The 21,154-nt window shown below is 43.2% G+C and carries 15 protein-coding genes; 11 read left to right on the top strand and 4 right to left on the bottom strand.

Annotated features, from left to right (window positions below; all coding sequences use genetic code 11):
• The first annotated feature begins 624 nt into the window (after positions 1 to 624).
• Complete coding sequence (locus V7R39_RS08025) at positions 625 to 3,135, top strand: TonB-dependent receptor domain-containing protein (RefSeq protein ID WP_334029906.1); 2,511 nt, start codon at positions 625 to 627, stop codon at positions 3,133 to 3,135.
• Positions 3,136 to 3,218: 83 nt separating this feature from the next.
• Here V7R39_RS08025 and V7R39_RS08020 read toward each other — a convergent pair whose 3' ends face one another.
• Both V7R39_RS08020 and V7R39_RS08015 read right to left on the bottom strand, forming a co-directional pair.
• Positions 3,219 to 3,929, bottom strand: coding sequence for a hypothetical protein (locus tag V7R39_RS08020; RefSeq protein ID WP_438823530.1), 711 nt, complete (start codon positions 3,927 to 3,929; stop codon positions 3,219 to 3,221).
• A 257-nt stretch (positions 3,930 to 4,186) separates the two neighbouring features.
• Positions 4,187 to 6,436, bottom strand: coding sequence for an acyl-CoA dehydrogenase (locus V7R39_RS08015; RefSeq protein WP_334029904.1), 2,250 nt, complete (start codon positions 6,434 to 6,436; stop codon positions 4,187 to 4,189).
• Positions 6,437 to 6,696: 260 nt separating this feature from the next.
• Between V7R39_RS08015 and V7R39_RS08010 the strand changes: the two genes are divergently transcribed.
• The 7 genes from V7R39_RS08010 to V7R39_RS07980 all read left to right on the top strand — a co-directional run bounded on the left by V7R39_RS08010 (position 6,697) and on the right by V7R39_RS07980 (position 13,675).
• A complete protein-coding gene (locus tag V7R39_RS08010) occupies positions 6,697 to 8,994 on the top strand; it encodes an efflux RND transporter permease subunit (RefSeq protein WP_334029903.1) in 2,298 nt (765 codons plus the stop codon).
• Entirely contained in the window at positions 8,991 to 9,785 is a 795-nt protein-coding gene (locus tag V7R39_RS08005; protein WP_334029902.1) for an outer membrane lipoprotein-sorting protein, read from the top strand. The genes V7R39_RS08010 and V7R39_RS08005 overlap by 4 nt, the downstream gene beginning before the upstream one ends.
• A complete protein-coding gene (locus V7R39_RS08000; protein WP_334029901.1) occupies positions 9,782 to 10,966 on the top strand; it encodes a hypothetical protein in 1,185 nt (394 codons plus the stop codon). Before V7R39_RS08005 ends, V7R39_RS08000 begins: the two co-directional genes overlap by 4 nt.
• Before the next feature lie 7 nt (positions 10,967 to 10,973).
• Positions 10,974 to 11,513, top strand: coding sequence for an outer membrane beta-barrel protein (locus tag V7R39_RS07995; protein WP_163104840.1), 540 nt, complete (start codon positions 10,974 to 10,976; stop codon positions 11,511 to 11,513).
• Between the two features lie 71 nt (positions 11,514 to 11,584).
• On the top strand, positions 11,585 to 11,842 hold the full coding sequence (locus tag V7R39_RS07990; protein ID WP_032097183.1) for a DUF3081 domain-containing protein: 258 nt from the start codon (positions 11,585 to 11,587) through the stop codon (positions 11,840 to 11,842).
• A gap of 178 nt (positions 11,843 to 12,020) precedes the next feature.
• Positions 12,021 to 12,947 carry an LpxL/LpxP family Kdo(2)-lipid IV(A) lauroyl/palmitoleoyl acyltransferase gene (gene lpxL, locus V7R39_RS07985; protein WP_334029898.1) on the top strand — a complete coding sequence of 309 codons (927 nt, stop codon included), beginning with the start codon at positions 12,021 to 12,023 and terminating at the stop codon, positions 12,945 to 12,947.
• A gap of 113 nt (positions 12,948 to 13,060) precedes the next feature.
• The gene (locus tag V7R39_RS07980; RefSeq protein ID WP_334029897.1) at positions 13,061 to 13,675 is read left to right on the top strand and encodes a TcpQ domain-containing protein; all 615 of its coding nucleotides are present in this window, start codon (positions 13,061 to 13,063) and stop codon (positions 13,673 to 13,675) included.
• Positions 13,676 to 13,759: 84 nt separating this feature from the next.
• Here V7R39_RS07980 and glnE read toward each other — a convergent pair whose 3' ends face one another.
• Positions 13,760 to 16,864 carry a bifunctional [glutamate--ammonia ligase]-adenylyl-L-tyrosine phosphorylase/[glutamate--ammonia-ligase] adenylyltransferase gene (gene glnE, locus V7R39_RS07975; RefSeq protein WP_334029896.1) on the bottom strand — a complete coding sequence of 1,035 codons (3,105 nt, stop codon included), beginning with the start codon at positions 16,862 to 16,864 and terminating at the stop codon, positions 13,760 to 13,762.
• Between the two features lie 163 nt (positions 16,865 to 17,027).
• Here glnE and V7R39_RS07970 point away from each other — a divergent pair, with 163 nt between their 5' ends.
• Positions 17,028 to 17,933 carry a DUF350 domain-containing protein gene (locus V7R39_RS07970; RefSeq protein WP_163104851.1) on the top strand — a complete coding sequence of 302 codons (906 nt, stop codon included), beginning with the start codon at positions 17,028 to 17,030 and terminating at the stop codon, positions 17,931 to 17,933.
• Here V7R39_RS07970 and V7R39_RS07965 read toward each other — a convergent pair whose 3' ends face one another.
• Entirely contained in the window at positions 17,934 to 18,356 is a 423-nt protein-coding gene (locus V7R39_RS07965; protein ID WP_334029894.1) for a GIY-YIG nuclease family protein, read from the bottom strand.
• On the opposite strand from V7R39_RS07965, the gene hldE reads away from it, so the two are divergent.
• Together hldE and V7R39_RS07955 are read left to right on the top strand one after the other, a co-directional pair.
• Complete coding sequence (gene hldE, locus V7R39_RS07960) at positions 18,355 to 19,785, top strand: bifunctional D-glycero-beta-D-manno-heptose-7-phosphate kinase/D-glycero-beta-D-manno-heptose 1-phosphate adenylyltransferase HldE (RefSeq protein WP_334029893.1); 1,431 nt, start codon at positions 18,355 to 18,357, stop codon at positions 19,783 to 19,785. The genes V7R39_RS07965 and hldE overlap by 2 nt on opposite strands.
• Positions 19,786 to 19,948: 163 nt before the next feature.
• A complete protein-coding gene (locus V7R39_RS07955; protein ID WP_334029892.1) occupies positions 19,949 to 21,016 on the top strand; it encodes an XrtA/PEP-CTERM system-associated ATPase in 1,068 nt (355 codons plus the stop codon).
• The last annotated feature ends 138 nt before the right edge of the window (positions 21,017 to 21,154 follow it).

Genomic DNA, 21,154 nt, shown 5'->3' with positions numbered 1-21,154 from the left:
GTATAGATAACTAATAACGTATAGATAACTACACTATAAATTTTTTTACTGTATAAATAGGTACAGCATCAATTGTTACTGCTTATGGCTGCGTGGAAAGTATCAATGCTTATTGATAAATATAACCCATTCTCTCCGGTTTTCCGCTTCCTCTTTACAATGACTTATACATGACAATTAGAATCCCGAATTCGGATAGCACGTTCATCACTTGTTAACACTATCAACCAATTATTTTTAACTATTAGTTAATAGCATAGATAAAAACGTAAACCGCAGGGCTAGTTTTAACTCATTTAGACGCTATGTACTATGCTTTCATCTATTGTAAGAGTAAAGCACGTGGCGCAAGCCTTCACTGAACAAGGGTTTTGTATTCTTTCTTAAACGTTTAAATTTTCTGTTTGTGCTAGACGTTTGTTGGTTAAGTTATCATAAATTCTGTAAATTAAATGTTCGTTATACTGTTTGTTATGCCGAATTTTGAAAATTTTCTTCACAGAATCTTTACAAGATAAAAGTCTTGGTATACATTCTTAATCGATTAAGCAGCGGGTGCAATCGCTGTGTCTCATAAAGTAAGCATTTTGGATATCAAGGCTCTAACACACCGCCGGAGATGACATGAAAAACACACACACACTAAACGCATTGACACTCGCTGTTTGCGCAGCACTTTCTGGAACTGCTTTTGCCCAAGAAGCAGCACCATCAGATGCTGAAACAAAGAGTAAAGAAAAGTATGAACAAATCGTAGTTACTGCCGCGCCTGGTGGAGCGACTATGCAGGAAGCGAGTGTTTCAGTAAGCTCATTTAACGAAAACGATATTATCAAGCTTGCGCCTCGATCTACGGCTGAAGTGTTTCGCGCACTTCCTGGTATCCGTGCTGAATCTTCTGGCGGTGGCGGTAATGCAAATATCACTATTCGTGGTATTCCTCTGGCAACCGGTGGTTCAAAGTTCTTACAAATTCATGAAGATGGTCTTCCGGTTCTAGAATACGGCGATATCAACTTTGGTAACGCTGATAACTTCATCCGCTATGACTGGTCTGTTGCTAACGTAGAAGCTATTCGTGGGGGTTCTGCATCAACATTCGCAAGTAACTCACCAGGCGGTGTAATCAATATGATAAGCAACACTGGTGAAGTTGGCGGCGGCGCAATTGGTACCTCATTTGGTGTTGATTATGATGAGTTTCGTCTAGACTTTCGCTACGGTGGCGAAATCAGTGACGACATGTATTACCACATAGCCGGTTTTGCCCGTGGTGGCGAAGGCCCACGTGAAACCGGGTATAACGGTGAGCAAGGTGGTCAAATTAAGTTCAACATCACTAAGATGCTAGACAACGGCCACATTCGTTTTTACTACAAAAACCTTAATGATAGGGTTTCAACATATTTGCCTTCTCCCGTGCTTGTAAAAGGCGATGGTGAATTTGGTCCGGTGCCAAACTACGATGCAAGCTCACAGGCGTTAAATTCTGCATTCAATACAAATGTGTCTACATTTGATAGTTTTGGCAATCCAGAAAACCGTGATGTGCGTGATGGCATCGAGTCAAAAGTAAGCTCTTTCGGCATCGAAGTTGATTTAGAAGTTGCTGATAACTTGTTCCTTCTTAACAAATTCCGTACTTCAGATATCTCTGGTGGATTCATTGCCCCGTTCACAGACGGCTTCCCAGCTGGCCCTGGTGACGTGTCTAATTTTGCTTCAGCGTTATGTGCAGGCGCCACTGACGGCGACGGAAATGCGCTTAACTGCGACACTACTACAGTCACATTGGCGAATGGCCCAGGTGCGGGGAACGCTTACTCAGGTCAAGCGTTTACCAACCTACAGTTTGATACGCGAATCAACGATCTTGGTAACATGATTAACGATTTCAGCCTTCGCAAAGAATTTGATAACGGCGTTGACCTAACAGTTGGTTACTACTACTCAAATCAAGAAATCGCGACTAGCTGGTCGAGCTGGCAAACGTTTATCCAGACTTTGGATGGTTCTAACTCACAAATGCTAAACATCACTAATGGTGATGGCGTTGAGTTGGTATCTGACGGTTTGTTGTCTCCAAGCTTCCTTTCCTGGGAATGGGATTTAAACTATCAAACAACTGCACCTTATATGAACGTTGGCTTCGAGCTGTCTGACAACATCCTTATCGATGCGTCAGTTCGTCACGACACGGTTGAAGCATCTGGTGAGCTAATCAACTCATGCTGCGGTGGTAACACAGATTTTGATATCAACGGCAACGGCGTTATTGAGCAAATCGAAGATGCATCGGCCGTTAACGCTGGCTTCATCAGCGGTGGTGTTATTAATCTGAACCGCGCAGGTGCAGCCTCGCAAATCGTTGATTACGATGCAACTAACACGTCTTACTCGGTGGGTGGTTCATACCTTCTTAGCGATAGCCAAACGTTCTTCGCTCGCTACTCTAAGGGCGGCCGCGCAATAGCTGACCGCTTGCTACAAATTGGCGGTACACTTAACCAAGATGGTAGCCTAACTAGCACTACTTCTGGTTTCGATACCACTAAGCAACTTGAAGTAGGTTATAAGTACGGCACATCAGACCTAATGCTTAACGCTACGTTGTTCGACACAGTAACAGAAGATACGCAAGCAGAAGTCACAAGCGGCCTTACGTTCATGCGTGAATACGAAGCCATGGGCCTTGAATTTGAAGGTCGCTGGAATGCAACTGACAACTTCGTTATGTCAGGTAACGTAACGTGGACAGATGCGGAAATTAGCGATGATGTAAATAACGCTGCAATTGTAGGCAATACGCCACGCCGTCAAGCAGACTGGATTTGGACAATTACACCTGAGTATGTCACTGACACATGGTCTGTAGGTGCATCACTTCAGGGGTCAACTGAATACTATGTGCAAGACAACAATGACCTTAAGCAAGAAGGTTACACACTGGTTAACTTGTTTGCTACTTACTGGGTGAATGACCAGTTCTCAGTAGCCCTTAACGTTAACAACGCAACGGATGAGTTTATCATCACAGAGTCTGAAGAAGGTTCTGCTGAGGTAGGTAGCTACGTACGTGCCCGTCCACTGAATGGTCGTACAACCGTGTTATCTCTTAAGTACATGTTCGACTAACATTAGTTAGTTTAGCTAACGAAATGCCCGCTTGAAGCGGGCATTTTTGTTGATGAGTGGAAAGAGCTTGCAAGTTTCTTTCTTTACTTTTCGTTGGCATGCCTTAATTGATGTTTTTCCAACTGTGTTGCGATTGCTACTGATAGCTTCTCTTTAAGGTGAAGGTGCTTTTTATGGATAACATGCACTAGTTTATGTTCTATTAGCGGTATGTACGTTAAGTCATAGTCATCGAAAAGAGTTAATTCTGAAAAGTCGCTTGGAGCAATTGCGTAATCGAAGCGTTTTGTGTTTACGAGATGCAAGATGTGATAAAAGTCATCAAATTCATAAAAGTTAGCGCTGAAAGGTTCAGACTGGCGGTTAAAGTTTTGGTAAAAGCGAGACGTAACGGCAATGCCCGCCAACGGATCGTTTACAATATCTGCATGGCATTTAACGCTTTTTTTGCACAGTAAAAATGATGCGCCTCGTGATAGTTGCGGTTCTATCGCAATAATATTGGCGTGATCTGTCGTTACTACATCATAGCGAATAACGTCAGCGTCGGTTCTCCCTTCGTTTAATAGTCTCAGCCCTCTTTTTACACCTACTTTTTCAAAGGAAGCAGTAATACCTATTTGCTTATAAGCCTCTTTGATAAGTGGTTTGTAAAACTCATGTATGCGGGGATGGTCGATATACCCTATTACATAGGGGGCGCTTTTTTCATCAGCATTGGCCAAAGGTATTTTAGGCTGTACGAGTATAGCGACTAAGACAAAAAGTAAGACACTCAGGTTCTTCAAAAGCATATTCGCCACTGACTTTCGCGGGGGCATGATTTCTCACGATTACAGAATTAATGTTATTAATGATAGAAAAATATAAAGAAATATCCACCGAAACAAAAAAGCTCCAGCTAAATGCTGGAGCCTTATCTTACTATTCTTACATCAACGCCATGTATTGAGCGCACAGTACATAATAAACCGTACTTAATACGTCGTACTTAGTGCGTAATGCTTAACGCTTCGTACTTGACGTTATATGATTGTCGTTGAGACACAGTTTAAGCAGCGTTCTTTCCACCGTCTACCGCAGTTAATGTCTGCGATGCTGGAAGTAACTCCAAGTCGAACGTGTATTCATCAACACGCACTGCTAGCTTGCGCTTCTCATTGTAGTCATGCAGTTTTGCTGCTTCTTCAGCGTTAACAACGCCTTTTTCTTGAAGCTTATTAAGCGCATGCTCAAATGAGATAAACGGAACCACTGGCTCTTTGCGAAGCGCTTTTTGCACTTTGCTAAGCAAGTGAGCAACGGCGTGTTTCGCTTTAAACGCTTGCTCGTTGATGTCGTTACCATCACCTGGAATAACACGTACTAGGTGAGTTAACTGATCTTTCACGCTGTTGTCTTGCATAGAAGCTAGTGACAATTCACGTACTAGGTCGTCGCTAATACCCTTAACGCTGTTTGTGTAAGTGTTAGTTAACAAACGCATTAGGCCGCGAGTCGCCGTGTTCGGGAAATTGTTGATAAAGTTAACAATTGCCTGATCAGCCTGCTGTAAAGACCACTGCATCGCGTACTCAAAGTACGGAAGTGCCAGCTTTCTATCTTCAATACGTTGCTCGTAGAAGCGAATTGCCGCCATTGCTCCGTATAAGTAGCTCATTACGTCGCCTAAGCGAGCAGACAATAGCTCTGCTTTCTTAAGGTCGCCGCCAAGTACAGCAAGTGACAAATCAGCAAGTGGCGCTAGTTTCGCAGCAATGCTGTTTACACGCTTTTCATACTGACGTACTTCTGGTAACGCTGACTCAGATTCGCGTAAGAAAGGTAAGTAGCCTTTACCTAAACTGCGGAACGCATTTTTAACGCTAAATCCGATAGTTTTGCGAAGTACTTTGTTAAATTCTGCATCAGCCGAACTTTCGTTGCTGTGAATTAGGTCAACCATATCTTTAAGGTGTGGGTGACAACGCATTGCACCTTGACCGAAAATCATTAGGTTACGTGTAAGGATGTTTGCACCCTCAACCGTAATGGCAATAGGAAGCGCTGAATAGCCGCCTGCCAACGTGTTTTGAGGACCACGTTGAATGGCCTTACCTGCCTGCACGTCCATTGCTGAGTTTAATACATCACGACCTAGCTCGGTCATGTGGTATTTAGCAATAGCAGTCACTACAGAAGGTTTAACACCTAGGCCTAGGCCTTCAGTGGTGAGCACACGCATAGACTCTAGCAGGAATGTTTTACCTGCGATGTCTGCCATCTTCTCTTGAATACCTTCAAAACGACCGATAGGTAAACCAAACTGTTCACGTACAAAAGAATACTCAACGGTGCCTTTAAACGCTGATTGAGCAGTCGCAACGCCCATCGCTGGTAATGAAATACCGCGACCTGCACCTAAACAGCTCACCAACATCTGCCAACCGCGACCGATGTTCTTCTGACCACCAATAACGAAATCCATTGGAATAAACACATCTTGACCACGAGTCGTACCGTTATAAAAACGAACGCCCATCGGGTCGTGACGGTTTCCAAGTTCTACACCAGGGTGCGACTTTGGAAGTAGGGCACATGTAATACCGTGCTCAAACTTATCGCCAAGTAGTTGGTCTGGGTCGAATACTTTAAAAGCAAGACCAAGAACCGTTGCGATTGGTGCAAGTGTAATATAACGCTTGTCCCAACTTACGCGAAGACCAAGCACTTCTTCACCGTTGTATTCGCCTTTTGTCACGATTGCCGCGTCTGGTATCGCACCCGCGTCCGAACCTGCTTCTGGGCTGGTAAGGGCGAAACATGGAATGTCGCGACCGTCAGACAATCTAGGTAACCAATAGTCTTGTTGTGCTGTAGTGCCATAGTGCATCAACAACTCACCCGGGCCTAACGAGTTAGGTACCATTACTGTTACCGCAATCGCGCCGCTTTTCGCAGCAATGGTGGCAACAATCGTAGAGTTGGCGTATGGACTAAACTCCAAACCGCCAAATTTCTTAGGGATAATCATTGAGAAGAAACGGTTTTTGCCCAAGAAATCGATAATTTCTTGTGGGATATGCTTTTCGTTTCCAAGCTCGAAGTCATCAATCATGTCCAATAGCTCTGCTACTGGACCATCTAAAAATGTTTGCTCATCCGCACTCAGTTTTGCCTGAGGGATATCGCGAAGTGCCTGCATATCAGGTTTACCCTGATAAATTGAAGATTCAATCCACACGTCACCCGCATCTAGGGCTTCTTGTTCTGTAATTGAAATTGGGGGTAGCACTTTCTTTAAGCTAGTTCTAATACTCATATTTACTCATCCGCTCATCTGACCAGTTGTTGATATAGATACTACAACAAATTTACAAAAGATCAAAAAAAATCGTCGATGAAGAAGTTAAAATACTGTAATGTGCAAAGAAAACAGTTAGTTAAGTTTTACAGGTTTTTTTGCGGTCGGGCGAAATATGTGAAAAAAGTCGTGCTGAAGTACAAAAATCTGCTTACGGGTTATGTTAATTCACGTTTAAGCGATACACTTATTGCAGAATTAGAACTCAGGATGTTGTGATGTCTCACAAGTCAAAAAAGCCCTTCTATTTAGCTTTTCCCAAGGCGTCTTTAGTTTTCACGTTATTGGTGATGGCTTTAGCGTTAATTGGAGCTCAAAATCTCTATTTTCGTGGCGATTATAAGGTGTTCTTTGAGGAAAGCGATCCACAGAGAATGGCGTTTGAGGAGATGCAAAATGTTTTCAATAAAACTGAAAACGTTGCGTTTATGATTGTGCCAAAGAGTAATGATGTCTTCAATCAAGATACGCTTAACCTCGCTTACGATATAACCGAAGCTGCATGGCAACTCCCTCTATCGACAAGAGTCGAGTCGATAACAAATTATCAGCATACATACGACCTTGATGGAGACTTAATAGTCGAAGACCTACTATTTGAGAAGCTGCAAAATAGTGAAGAGGTAGCTCAAATTGAAAAAGTGGTGGACTCAACCCCTGAGATTCTCGGTAGGCTGGTTTCAAAAAATAAAGAAGCATTGGTCGTAGACACGACAATACAGCTTCCTGAGGGAGATCAAACAAAGGCCGTTATTGAAATTGCAACAGCCGCTAAAGCAATTAAGGCAGAAATGCTCGAGCGGTATCCTGGCCATGAAATTTATCTTACGGGAATGGTCATAATGAACGACGCATTTGCCGTAGCAGCGCAGAGTGACGCTGAAACATTGATCCCCGCTATGTTTCTACTTATTTTTGTCTCTATAGCTATTATCGTGCGCTCTGTTTGGTCCGCTGTTTTCACTATGGCAGTTGTTATTGCATCAATAGCCATTACCGTTGGCTTAACTGGCTGGGTTGGCATTTACTTAAGCACCGCCACGGTTAATGCACCCACAATGATTACGACACTTGCTGTTGCTGACTGTATCCATATCATCGTTGGTGTTAAATATTTTTTGAGTAAGGGGTTTTCGGCACATAACGCTATCGAACAAAGCGTGAAGGTAAATAAAAAGCCTATTTTTATTACAAGCGTAACAACGGCAATTGGATTTCTAATGCTCAACTTCTCTGCCGTACCTGTTTTAGCGCATTTAGGAAATATGACTGCGTTGGGCGTGATGCTCGCCTGCGTATTTTCGTTAACCGTGCTTCCTTCAATGCTTGTTTTAAAACCACTAAGTAGCGGCAGCGCTATTAACAATACATTATTTGTTCGCTGGGGAGCGTTTGTTGTGAAGAATCACAAAGTACTCCTCGTCTTTTCATTGAGTACCATTGTTATTATCAGTGCATTTGCCATGAACAACAGGCTCAATGATGTAGCAGTCAAATATTTTGACGAAAGAAGCACGTTTCGACAGGCAGTGGATGTGAATGAGAAAATATTTGGCGGCATGTCTAACATTGATTTCGTGCTATATACCGATACTCCGTATGGCATTACCAAGAATGACTTCTTAAGTGATGTGGCGTTGTTCTCTGAATGGTTGACTAAACGTGAAGAAGTAAACCACGTTCTTACTTTCACAGATACGTTAAAACGTTTGAATAAGAATATGAATGGGGATGACGAAGCATTCCACGTTATTCCTGGCGACTCTGAATTGGCATCACAGTATTTACTACTTTATGAAATGTCCCTGCCTTTTGGCTTAGACCTAGGTAATCAATTAGATATTGATAAATCGGCCTTGAGAGTCATTGCGGTGATCGAAAATTTGGGCAGTAACGAAATTACTCAACTAGAAAAAGACGCAAAAGACTTTTTCAATTCTTTGGATAATAAGTACAGAATTGAGGCTGCAAGTCCACCATTGATGTTTGCTCATATAGGTGAGCGGAATATGAAGAACATGGTATGGGGGAGTGTCTTAGCGCTTGCGTTAATTTCTGGGCTCATATTATTTGCCCTTAAGTCGATAAAATTAGGAGCAGCGAGTCTGGTAACTAATTTACTTCCTGCTGCCATTGGGTTTGGTGTTTGGGGCATGGTGTCGGGTGAAATTAATATGGCGCTGTCCGTAGTCATCAGTATGACTATGGGTATTATTGTTGATGATACCGTTCACTTTTTATCAAAGTATCAAACCGCTCGAAAAGAGAATAAAAGTGCCCACGAAAGTGTTATTTTTGCATTTAGCTCAGTGGGAATGGCATTGACGACGACTACCATTGTTCTAACCTTAGGGTTTGCGGTGTTGGCCTCGTCTAGTTTCATGCTAAATGCACACATGGGAATTTTAACGATTATTATCATTGTGGCCGCATTAATCGTGGACTTTATTTTCCTCCCTGCTTTATTAGCTTGGATTGGGGACGACAGACAGCCAAAAAGAGAGAGTTATACATGATATCAATACGTAAAACCGTTTCGCTGTTTACTATACTTTTAATTGGGGCAACACATGTTGTTGCGTCTGAAACCGATAACGCGACAGCACTGACTATTGCTAAAGAAAGGAAACAAAGGGATATTGGCTGGGGTACCACAGAAGCAAACGTGACTATGGTTTTACGCAATAGTCAGGGGCAGGAAGCGCAGCGTGAACTCAACGTTAAATCGTTGGAGGTTTCTGATGATGGTGATAAAGCACTCACTGTTTTTAATTCTCCACGTGACGTTAAAGGAACTGCATTTCTTAGCTTCTCTCATGCGCTAGAGCCTGACGAACAGTGGATTTACTTACCTGCATTGAAGAGAGTTAAACGAATATCTTCGAGAAATAAAAGTGGCCCATTTGTTGGCAGTGAGTTTGCTTTTGAAGATATGACATCTTATGAAGTAGAAAAATTTTCTTATGAATATATTGGCGAGGAAGAGGTCAATGGCGAGGTCTGTTTTGTACTGAGACAAACGCCCAATTATGACTACTCAGGCTATACCTCACAGAAGGTGTGGATAGATAAATCCCACTATCGAGTCCAGAAAATTGAGTTCTATGATAAAAAGAATGCCTTGTTAAAGGTACTGACACCTCAAGAATATAAACTATATAAAGACAAGTTTTGGCGGCCTATGCGGAGTGAGATGCGAAACGTACAAACGCGTAAATCGACATATTTAATAACTGAAGATATCAACTTTGACACCGAACTGTCAGAAAGTGATTTTGATAAAAATAGGTTGAAAAGAGCGCGATGATCAGAGCTTTCACCTTATGTGGAGTGCTAGCACTTGCCAATAATAGTTATGCAGAGATAGAGGTCACTGGCTCCGCTGGATTTGAGAAACGGTACTTCCTTCAAGATGCACTTTATGAGAATCAGGAGCGCACGTACAGTTCAGTATTTTTGATGCCTGAGGTTTACACGCAGTGGAACGACGGAGCCGATACGTTGGTGTTTAAGCCGTTCTATCGCATTGACGAGCATGATGATGAAAGAACCCATGGAGATATAAGAGAATTTCAATGGGCGCATTATGCGGATTCTTGGGAGACACGAGTTGGCATTGGTAAGGTGTTTTGGGGCCAAACAGAGTCTCTTCATCTCGTAGATATTATCAATCAAACTGATTCAGTAGAGAGCGTAGATGGTGAGGTCAAACTTGGCCAGCCTATGGTAAATTTTAACTATTTCTCTGATTACGGTATGTTTTCGATTTATGCATTACCATACTTTAGAGAGCGGACATTTCAGGGAGACAGTGGTCGCCTAAGGCCCCCCGTTGCGATAGGTGACGCATTGTATGAGTCTGATGATGAAGAACGAAATCTCGACATAGCAATACGGTGGCAATCGTCTATCGCTGACTGGGAAGTTGGCCTGTCCGCATTTTCAGGAACGTCTAGAGAACCCGAACTTTTTACTACGCTAAATCAAGATGGCGAACCCGCTATTTTTCCTCTTTATGCGCAAATAGATCAATTCGGGATTGATGTGTTAAAAGTATCGGGCGCGTGGCTTTTAAAGTTAGAGTCTATTTACCGAAGCGGGCAGTCAGAAGATTTTGCGGCGGTTGTCACGGGTTTTGAATATACTAAACAAGGTATTTGGGGCTCGCGCTACGGTTTAGGCGTTTTAGCCGAATATCAATATGATGAACGAGACGATAATTTTTTCGCTATAGGACAAAACGACTTAATGACAGGTTTGAGAGTTATCGTAAATGATATCGCTGGAACTGAGGTATTGTTTGGTTTTGTGCAAGATTTAGATGAATCGTCAACATATTCCGGCTTTGTTGAGGCATCTAGCCGCTTAACCGCGAATTGGAGTTGGAAATTAAATGGATATTTCTTCTCCTCTGACGACACGGAAGATCCGTTTTATTTCTTGCGAAGAGACGATCATGTTCAATTTTCACTAGAATATTATTTTTGAGGTTTAGATGAAGCAGTATTTATGGATAGCAGGTGCACTAGTAGCGGGAGCATTAGTGTGTTTTAAAGCAGAAGCAGCACCTGAAAACTACGGGTTAGTATCTGTAGGGTATACGGACTTTGAATTCGACGGTGGCAGCGATCGTGAAGTCGCTTACAGTGTTGCATATGGTCATAAAATTCACAGACAGTGGTATGCAGAAGCCGGCTACTTGAACCTTTTTGATTATTCCGACGATGGTGCAGAGGCTGAGGGTGAAGCACTTTATTTAGCTGTGCTAGGTAAGGCAAGTAGCACCACGGGCGAATTGTTTTATAAGTTGGGCGTTGCCCGAGTGGACGTGGCAGCTACTATTCCATGTGGCACCGAAACAGCATCTGCGTCTTGCAGTTTTGATAATGGTATCGCTGCTGGTCTAATTGGGCTTGGCTTTGATTATTATGTTTCACAGAATTCGATGGTGCGCTTTGAATATACTTACATCGGCGGGGAAGATAGCTTTTCAACCAATATGCTCAGCTTAGGATTCCGCTACAACTTCAATTGATTGATTTTGTGACCAATCCAAAGATCCCGTGAAAGAGTACTAATTTTATTAAGTTAAGGAAGGTACTTACAATGAAAAACGAATTAGACAGCAAGTTTTTACTTCAAGTGTTCGATAAAATTCGCCAGCATGGCTCGAAAGAGGGCGATGAATACAAGTTGATGGGCATTACAGCGTTTACCGATCACGATGGGTATACGCTGTATATCGAAGACGTTAATGTGAAGCTGCGATTCGGTTTTCATAACCAATACCATTTTGATTACGACTCCAGTGATCACTATGATTCCTTCGAGAAAAAACTTAAGCAGATCGATAAAACCTATTAATTGCAGCTTACTATTTTTAAAGCGCGTTGTTTTGCTAGCTTTTGTTGGACTACTTAGAGTTTAAGTATTGTCAGTATGCATACACGCGCTTTAGTACGCTTTGCGAATCTTGTATCCCGTAGCCCATAATAATTCGTTCTGATACACTATATATCTTTTTATATATTGGAAACACACCTTGGCTGCGGCAATAAAAGCTCCTAAATTCACCCTCTCTTTTCTTGGTCCACGCTATTGGTTGGTATGGCTCGCTGTAGGTTTGCTCTATATCATCACTTGGTTACCGCTGCCTATTATAAGAGGTATTGGAGCGGGTGCTGGTAAGCTAATTGCGATTATCGTACCTAAGCGTGCAAAAGTAGCCAAGCGAAACATCGAGCTTTGGAACCCCGCTTTATCGAGCGATGAAGTAGACCGTTTATACAATGAAAATATTCGCCGTACGGGCATGGCGCTTTTTGAAACAGCCATGGGCTGGTGGTGGCCTACTTGGAGGGTGCAGCGAGCATTCGAAATAGAAGGCGCCGAACATATAGAAGCGGCTAAAGCCCAAGGTAAGGGCGTATTTGGTATGGCTCTGCATAATATGAATGTAGAGTTTGCGTGCCGTGGTATTGGCTATTCATATCCTAGCGTGGCATTTTACCGTAAACACAACAATCCTCTTATAGACTATCTTCAATATCATGGTCGCAATCAGTCGAACAAATACATGATTGATAAACGAAATGCGAAAGCGTTGCTAGCTGCAATGGACGACAAAGAGCTTTGCCTTTATTTACCGGACCAAGACTATGGGGCGAAGCAAAGTATTTTTGTTCCATTTGGTGGAGTTGAATATACGGCCACAACAACCGCGACCTTGATGTTTATTCGTCGCTCCGAGAGTGTTCCCATGTTAATTACTTCGCAATATACAAAGCGTGGTTATAAAATTAAAGTCTTTCCACCGTTACTCGGCCTCGGTGAAATGGAAGATCATGCCGCGTTGACGTTGCTCAATGAGCATATTGATAAAGCGATAAAAGAGCAGCCCGAGAGCTACTTATGGATGCACAAAAGATTTAAAACGAGGCCGTCTAAAACGTCTCCATCGCTCTATTAATAAGAATGAACTATGGCAATAGCAGGGAAAAGAGTTCAAGGTAAGAGCATTACGTTGAGCCGTTTCTACACAGCGGCTTTCACTTAAAGAACAACAGTTAGGTATTAAGTTTCATGGGGCAACAAAGCTACTCAAGTACATCTTTTTGGGCGAAACAAATCATACTGGCAGTAGTGCTAGTTGTCGCCGCTGGCATACTCATCTATTTTCTTGAGGTTAAGGAGTCGGCTCCTGTGCCCGAAAGTCAAAAGGAAGAAAAGTCGGTATCAAAAGGTCTCAGCGAGTTTTACCGTGAGTTTAGAATGTCGGCAACCGATCCTTTAAAAGAAGAGCAGGGGGATTTTGTGTTAGACATTGCTGGCGTGGATCCTAACCTTGATAGCAAGCTAGAAAAAATGGCGAGTAAAACACGCCCAGTAGAGTCGAATTGGACTGGTGAGCATAAATTCCGCACGTTTCAAGAGGGAAATACACTGCGTGAGGCTATTTCTCAGTACGCTCAAGACGAGGGAATGCAGCTAATATGGAATTTAGAGCAAGACTTCGTGATAAAGTATCAGTTTCAGTTAGACAATACTGTATCGGGGTCGTTAGCGAGCATTGCAAATGCAATAGACAGCAGTTTTGAGGGCGAAGTAAAAGCGTATTTGTGCGCAGAACAGCGCTCTTTAGTGGTAACGGCAGAAGAAACTAAGCTACTTAAAAACCAATGTAAGCACGTGAATTAATAGCGCGTGAGTTGAATTAGCGTGAGTGAATTAACAGTGCAGTAATATCTAAGCAGATTTTTTTTACGTATTAGCTATTAGTGTCTACTTACTCGTGCTTTCTCCAAACAGTTTTTCCCAATGTTTTTTCACCTTTTGACGTATTGCATCCAGCTCTTCGGTTTGATCCGCAAATTTTGAATCGGCCAGCGTTAAATGGTGATACTGCTCTCTGAGTTTCAAGTAGGCTTTTTGCAAGCTTTTGGCGGTGTTTGCTTCGATAATGTCATTTTCAACGGCATTTTCTAAAATGCGTAGGTTATCGGTAAACTGCGTCATCGATTCAATCTTATGAGAATTCGAGAGTACCCAGTATTGGGTCATAAATTCAATATCAGTAATACCGCCTACGCACTGTTTTAAATCTACTTTTTGCTCGGTTTTAGACAATAAATGCTCACGCATTTTTATTCGCATTTTACACACATCTTCAGCAAGGCTTGATGGCTCTCGTTGTTTCGTCAGTACTCGCTTGCGCACGGCATTGAATGCTTCAATGACACTGCTATCTCCGCATATGGCTCTGGCTCTTACCAATGCCTGATGTTCCCAGGTCCACGCTTCCTCATTTTGGTATTTTTCAAAACCATTTACATGGCAGCACAGCAGGCCAGCATTACCCGAGGGGCGCAAGCGTAAATCAGTCTCGTACAGCTGTCCGAATAACGTTTTTGTGTTCAATAAATGCATAATACGCTGGGCCAGTTTAATATAAAACTGCTGAGCTTCTATCTGCTTTTTACCGTTTGTAGTTATACCGCTTGGCGCATTGTGTAAAAATACTAAGTCTAAATCAGAGCCATAGCCTAATTCATAGCCTCCAAGCTTTCCGTAACCTACAACGCCGAACCCCTTATCAGTGCCTTCTAAGTGGGATGGCGTGCCGTAGCGTTCACTCATTTGCATCCACGCGGCGCTGACAATATTTTCCAATATCACTTCAGCTAATACAGTCAATTTGTCGCTTACATTGGCAATGGGAAGTGAGTCACTGATATCGCTAGCGGCAATTCGAAGCTGTTGACACAACTTAAACTGACGCCAGGCATCCATAAGTAGCTCCACGTCATCTTGCTCAATGCGAAGCATAGACTGCCTGAGATCTTGCTCGTATTCTCTTTTACTGGTGGCAACATCGGTGTTTTGCTGGCCCAAATACAACGGGGTAAGGAGCTCGTCCAATAGCAGTGGAAAGCGTTTGATTTCTTGCGCAACCCAGCCACTTCTCTCACATAGCTTTACCAATTGCTTCAGCACGTCAGGGTTTTCGAGCAACAAATCAAGGTAGGTTGTGCGACCCGTTATAGCCTCAATCACGCCTAGCAATCGTGATAAAACCTGAACAGAGTTCGTCGGATGCTGAACAACCAGTACATAGAGAATTTCAGGCAGTAGTTTTGTGAGGGTATCTTCTCCACGCTGTCCAATTCGGTAATTGCGCTGAGTATCTTTAAACTCTATCAGCATGTTGAAAATACCCATGGCCTCACGGTTTGAAAGATGATCGTTAAAAGCATCTATAAATTCATCGCTTTCTAACGTTAGTTGCCATGCGTCTTGGCATGCACCGAACAGCTTATCTTCATCAGAATGAGTTTCATGAGATTCTTCCACAAGCTCATTAAAATGCCCATGGATGGTTTTCATTGTGGCACTTAGCGCGTCTAGAAAATGCTCGTATGTTTCAAAGCCCATAACCGCTATGAGAGCCTCTTGCTCCCAATCGGAATCTGGCAGTGTTTGGGTTTGTTTGTCGCGACACTGTTGCAACGTATGCTCTACTTTGCGAAGAAACAGATAGCTGTCTCTTAATTCTTGCGTGACATCTTGCTCAACAATGTCCATATCTGAAAGCGCGGTAAGCGTAGTAAGTAGTGACTTACTTTGAAGGCTTGGCTCTCTGCCACCATGGATGAGTTGAAAACTTTGAGCGAAAAACTCTACTTCGCGAATGCCGCCGGCCCCCAGCTTAATATTATTGCTCAGCTTTCTACGCCTGATCTCTGTGGCTATTAACTTTTTCATGTTGCGCAAGGCATCAAGAGTAGTGAAGTCGAGGTAACGGCGAAAGGTAAAGGGTTTGAGGATGTCTTTAAGTGCCTGTGCATCGTCAGAATTATCATCATTGATAATACGGGCTTTTACCATTGCAAATCTTTCCCAATGGCGGCCTTGGTCTTGATAATAATCTTCCATGGCAGCAAAGTGCATAACCAACGGCCCAGAGTCGCCAAAGGGACGCAATCGCATATCTACGCGGTACACCTGCCCATCGGTTGTTATTTTATTCAGTGATTGAATTAGCTTTTGCGCTAGCTTGGTGAAAAATTGCTGGTTTTCAATACTTTTTCGACCCCCTTGAGTTTCGCCTTTTTCAGGATAGGCAAAAATAAGGTCAATGTCGGAAGAAAAGTTAAGCTCTCTACCACCTAGTTTGCCCATACCTAAAATATACATATGTGCTGGGTAGGGTGCTGTGCTTTGGCCAGAGCCGTCTTTTGGATAAAGCCCTGTGCTATGAGTTGATACGGGTATGCCGTATCGCGCTGCTGCATCTTTATATAGCCAGTTATAGGCGGCAACTATTAGTGTATCGGCAAGGGCGGAGACTTGAGCGAGAGAGGTTAAAATAGCTTGTTTATTTAACACATCAGCATAGGTTATGCGAGCCATCTCAGTATTTCTGCACTCCCGTAACGCTGACAACAGCTCATCTTCAGTTTTGACGCCTTCTAAGCGTTTTGAAACCTCGGCGCGATAATGATGTGAAACGTTCTCTGAAGGGGCTCTGCCAACAGTATCATTTTGGCTGCTAGAAAGATTGCAAGAGTGATTATCAGAAGGAGGCAGAGTAAGCACTCTCTCTAACGTGTGGGGATACTGAATAAGGTGCTCTGCTAAAAACGCTGAACGAGAAAATGCGGTAAGAATTTCCGCTTTATTGTGCGCAAAATCGTGCGTCAAATTATCCGCCAAATTATGTGTCAATAAGTCTTGGCTATGTCTTTCTATTCCTTCATGATGTTCTTCGTTCGGGTACTTTGCTGTGCTGTTTTTTATGCTCCCGTCTTCGTAAACTGACACTAATTTTTGCCAATACTGTTCAGCTAGTTCAACGTTAGCCATGCTATTTTCCTTTTCTATTGGCATAATACTCGCATTAACCTCAAGTCTTGTAAAATTAATCACTTTACGATGCGTAGTAGCAATGTATGCCAGCGAATGAAAACTAAACCGGGTAAAAAATGACGGTTTCGCTGGCCGATGAATAGATTGTTTATTCAGTTGGTAAAGTGCAAGGAGCAAAGATAGCGTGGAAGCTTTAGTAAAACTAGTACCCCTTACCGAAGAATTGTTGATTTACCTCGCCATGGACGTGGGCATAGCACTCGCGCTTTTAATGGTAATGAAGTGGTTAACGGGGGCGTTTAGGAAAACATCAGTAACCGATGAGCTTGGTGTAAAAGATAATTTCGCTTTTGGTATAAGCATTGCCGGAGGCATGTTGTCGCTGTGTATTGTGCTGAGTTCAGTTGTAGGGCGGCATGTGGGTATGGGCTATAAAGATGCTGCAGTTGCCATGCTAACCTTCGGTCTTGTAGGCATAATACTGGTAAAGTTTGGACGTTATGCTCACGACAAACTCGTGCTTAACAAAGTCGATACCCCTGAAATGATTGCAGAGCGCAGTGTAAGTGTTGCCCTTGTGGACGCAGCTAGCTTAGTTGCAAGCGCCATTGTGCTTCGTAATATTATGCTGTGGGTGAACGGTAGCGACATGAATGCGGTTATCGCCATTGTGACGGGGTTTGCGGTGGTGTTGACCATGCTGCTAGTGATGACCCGCATACTTGAATTTAGGTATGCTAAGGACAATCAGAATGACTCTTTTCAAGGTGCGCTGGAAGGAGGCCAAATAGCGTTGGCCATAGAACATGCAGGGAACCTGTTGGGTACTGCAATGATAGTGTCTGCAGCGAAGAACTTACTTATTTACGAGCCTACGGGTTATGTCAGTAACGTGACCGGATGGTTATTGGTGAGCGTGGGCTTAACTATCGCCTTGCATTTGTTAGTGCTGGCGAATAAGAAGATTATTCTTTTTGGTATGAACTTCCGTCAAGAAGTTGATCAGCAGCACAACATCGGTGTGGCCGCGTTAGGTTTCACGTTGAGCATTGGTAATGCCATGATTATCAATGCGGTTTTGGGTGGGTAGCTAGTCTACTAGTTCGGCCCTTATGCAAGTGAGTTTGAGCATATTGCCCTTATTCATCAGTTCAAGTTTGCCAGACTGAATAATGTAGTTTTTCTGAGTTCGCGTTAACTTTTTAACCTTACACTCAAGCACGGCAGCTTCCGACTTATTTGATAGTTGAAAAATAGCACGAAAGGTAAGAGGACTTTTACCTTTCAGTGCTTTTGCTCCGCCCACCTTTTCTCCCCTATGCTGAGCTATTCGCCTTTTGGGATCGGTAGTAATACCTGTGTAAAGTTGCCCTAGTCTGTTTTCTATCAAATACAAGTACCAGGCAGTATCGGCCTTTGCTTCAGAGAGATTATCTCGCTTGTGGGTATTGCTCGACATGGCTGTTATACTGGTTCCAATAGAATTAAAGATCGGAAAGGGTTGTTGTGCCATGATATTACCAGATTTTACCAAAGCGAACGTGCTTATTGTCGGCGACCTCATGTTAGACCGGTATTGGAGTGGCGGTACTGGGCGCATATCTCCAGAAGCCCCCGTACCTGTTGTTAACGTAAATAGTGTAGAAGACCGCCCAGGCGGCGCCGCCAATGTAGCGGTAAATGTAGCTACGTTAGGTGCAAAAGTGACATTACTGGGTATGTGCGGCAATGATGAAAACGCCAACATTCTAAAAGAACGTCTGCACACTCACGACATTAACTGTGAGTTCTTCCCCGTCGATGGTTTCGATACGATCACAAAGCTTAGAGTAATGAGCCGCAATCAGCAGTTACTGCGTTTAGATTTTGAAAAAAGTTTCGCTAATACTGACAAATCGGCGTTAGAGCAGGCCTTTGATAATGCGCTAGACATAGCCGATATTGTTATTTTAAGCGACTATGCAAAAGGATGTTTAAGTAATCCTGAGGCATTAATTGAAAAAGCGCTAGCGAAAGGTAAGCGGGTGGTTGTAGACCCCAAAGGAAGCGATTTCAAAAAATACGCAGGTGCATCGCTTATTACGCCTAATAGGGATGAGCTTCAGGGCGTGGTTGGTGAAGTAGGTTCTGAACAAGAGCTAGTAGAAAAAGCAAGTAAATTAAAAGAAAATCTTAATATAGGCGCGCTGCTAGTTACCCGTTCTGAAGACGGTATGACATTGTTTGAGGGTGACAATACAGAATTTCATTTGCCCGCTAAAGCAAAAGAAGTGTACGACGTCACCGGCGCTGGGGATACGGTAGTGTCTACCATTGCAGTGGGAATGGCGAGTAAGCTTCCCCTTCAAGCGTCCTGCGTGCTGGCTAATTTGGCCGCAAGCGTGGTGGTAGGTAAATTGGGTACCTCTACAGTGTCGAACACAGAGCTAGCGCTAGCTTTGGGTGAAGAGTCTGTTCATTTAGATGGCGGTGTAATGAATGAAGATCAGCTCGCTATTGCGGTAAAAGCAGCAAAAGAGCGAGGTGAGCGCATTGTAATGACCAACGGTTGCTTTGATATCCTTCACGCGGGCCATGTTTCCTATTTGGAAGAGGCGTCTCAGTTAGGAGATAGGTTAATTGTTGCGGTGAATACTGACAGTTCGGTAACCAAGCTTAAAGGGCCTGGCCGACCAGTAAATAACGAAAGCCGAAGAATGGCTGTGCTAGCAGGATTAAGTGCAGTAGATTGGGTTGTGCCCTTTAGCGAAGACACGCCCCAGCGTATTATTGCTAGGTTACTGCCTGATGTGTTGGTTAAAGGTGGCGATTACAGCGTTAGCCAAATAGCGGGTGGTACGGACGTTATAAAAAACGGTGGAGAAGTGAAAGTACTTAGTTTTGCCGATGGCGTTTCGACCACAGGTATTATTGAACGAATAACAAAAAATAAGCTGGGCTAGGGTTGGTAAAAGGTGTTGTAATATACACCGTCTAGCATTTTTGCTGGGAATTTGTAGCTTACATAAATAGCTGACATAAACGTTTAACATAAACGGCTAAAATAAACAGAGATGCGCGTTATTTTCTACGCGTTAATAACAGCCACATCACACGGTATTTTTCATGTACGAAAGTTATTACGGACTTAACTCGAAACCGTTTCAGCTAACGCCTGACCCTGCTTTTTTCTTTGCCAGTAAGTGGCACAAAAGAGCAATGTCATACCTACAATATGGATTGTCGCAAGCCGAAGGGTTTATCGTGATAACGGGCGGCATAGGCACAGGGAAGACCACAGTTGCCAATAGCCTGCTTGAAGAGCTTGAAGACGATATCGCCGCTGCGCAAATTGTAACACCAAAGCTGTCGCCAGATGAGCTCGTGAAAATGGTGGCGTCGAAATTTGATATTGCTACTGAAGGCAGAAGCAAAGCAGACATCTTAAAAGCCTTAGAAATTTTCCTGTTTGAGCTAAACCGAGCAGGACGTCGAGCACTCCTTTTAGTAGATGAGGCACAAAATTTGCCATTAGAGTCTATTGAAGAGCTTCGTATGCTGAGCAATTTTCAATTCAATGGTAAGCCGCTTATTCAAAGTTTTTTATTAGGGCAAGAAGAACTGCAGCCTATATTGCGCGCCCCTAATATGGAGCAGTTTAGGCAGCGCATCGTTGCATCGTGTCATTTGGCTCCTTTAACCTTGGAAGAGTGCAGAGCCTATATTGAGTACCGATTGCATCATGCTGGATGGAACGGTGCACAGCTTTTCTCTGATGAAGCGTTTGAGCGAATCCATCTATTCACTCGCGGTATTCCGCGCAAAGTGAATACCCTGATGGATAGAATCATGCTTTACGGCTTTTTAGAAGAACTAGATACCTTCAACGCTGAGTCTATCGATGAAGTGATTGAAGAAGTGAAGGCTGAAATGTTCGAGCCTGATAAGTCAGGCGCAGAGGTGACTGAGCACATGGGCTTTGCCGACAGCCCAGAAAGTAAAACGATAATGACGCCAGAGGGCAACGTTATTCGCGATACAAAGTATTACCTTGATATGTTGGCTGAGCTGGTGGACGCGCTAGATGATGCCATATCGCAAAAAGTCAAAATGACTCAGTATGTTGATAAGCTGATGAAGAAGAAATTTAAGACTTATGTGAGGCTGAAGAGTGATGATAGTAAAGCGGAGTGATGCACAGTTAATGTATTATGCTACAGTTTTTTAAAGCTGACCTATTTTAAATTAAAGCAGTTTAAACGATACAGGTTTGTGTTTGTGGATTAAAGAAAAGGGCAATGTAATTTTGCCCTCACCAAAGCAAAACAATGT

The sequence above is a fragment of the Alteromonas sp. P256 genome (assembly GCF_036864455.1).
In the GTDB taxonomy this organism is placed as follows: domain Bacteria; phylum Pseudomonadota; class Gammaproteobacteria; order Enterobacterales; family Alteromonadaceae; genus Alteromonas.
This window is presented reverse-complemented; position numbering and strand designations above follow the sequence as displayed.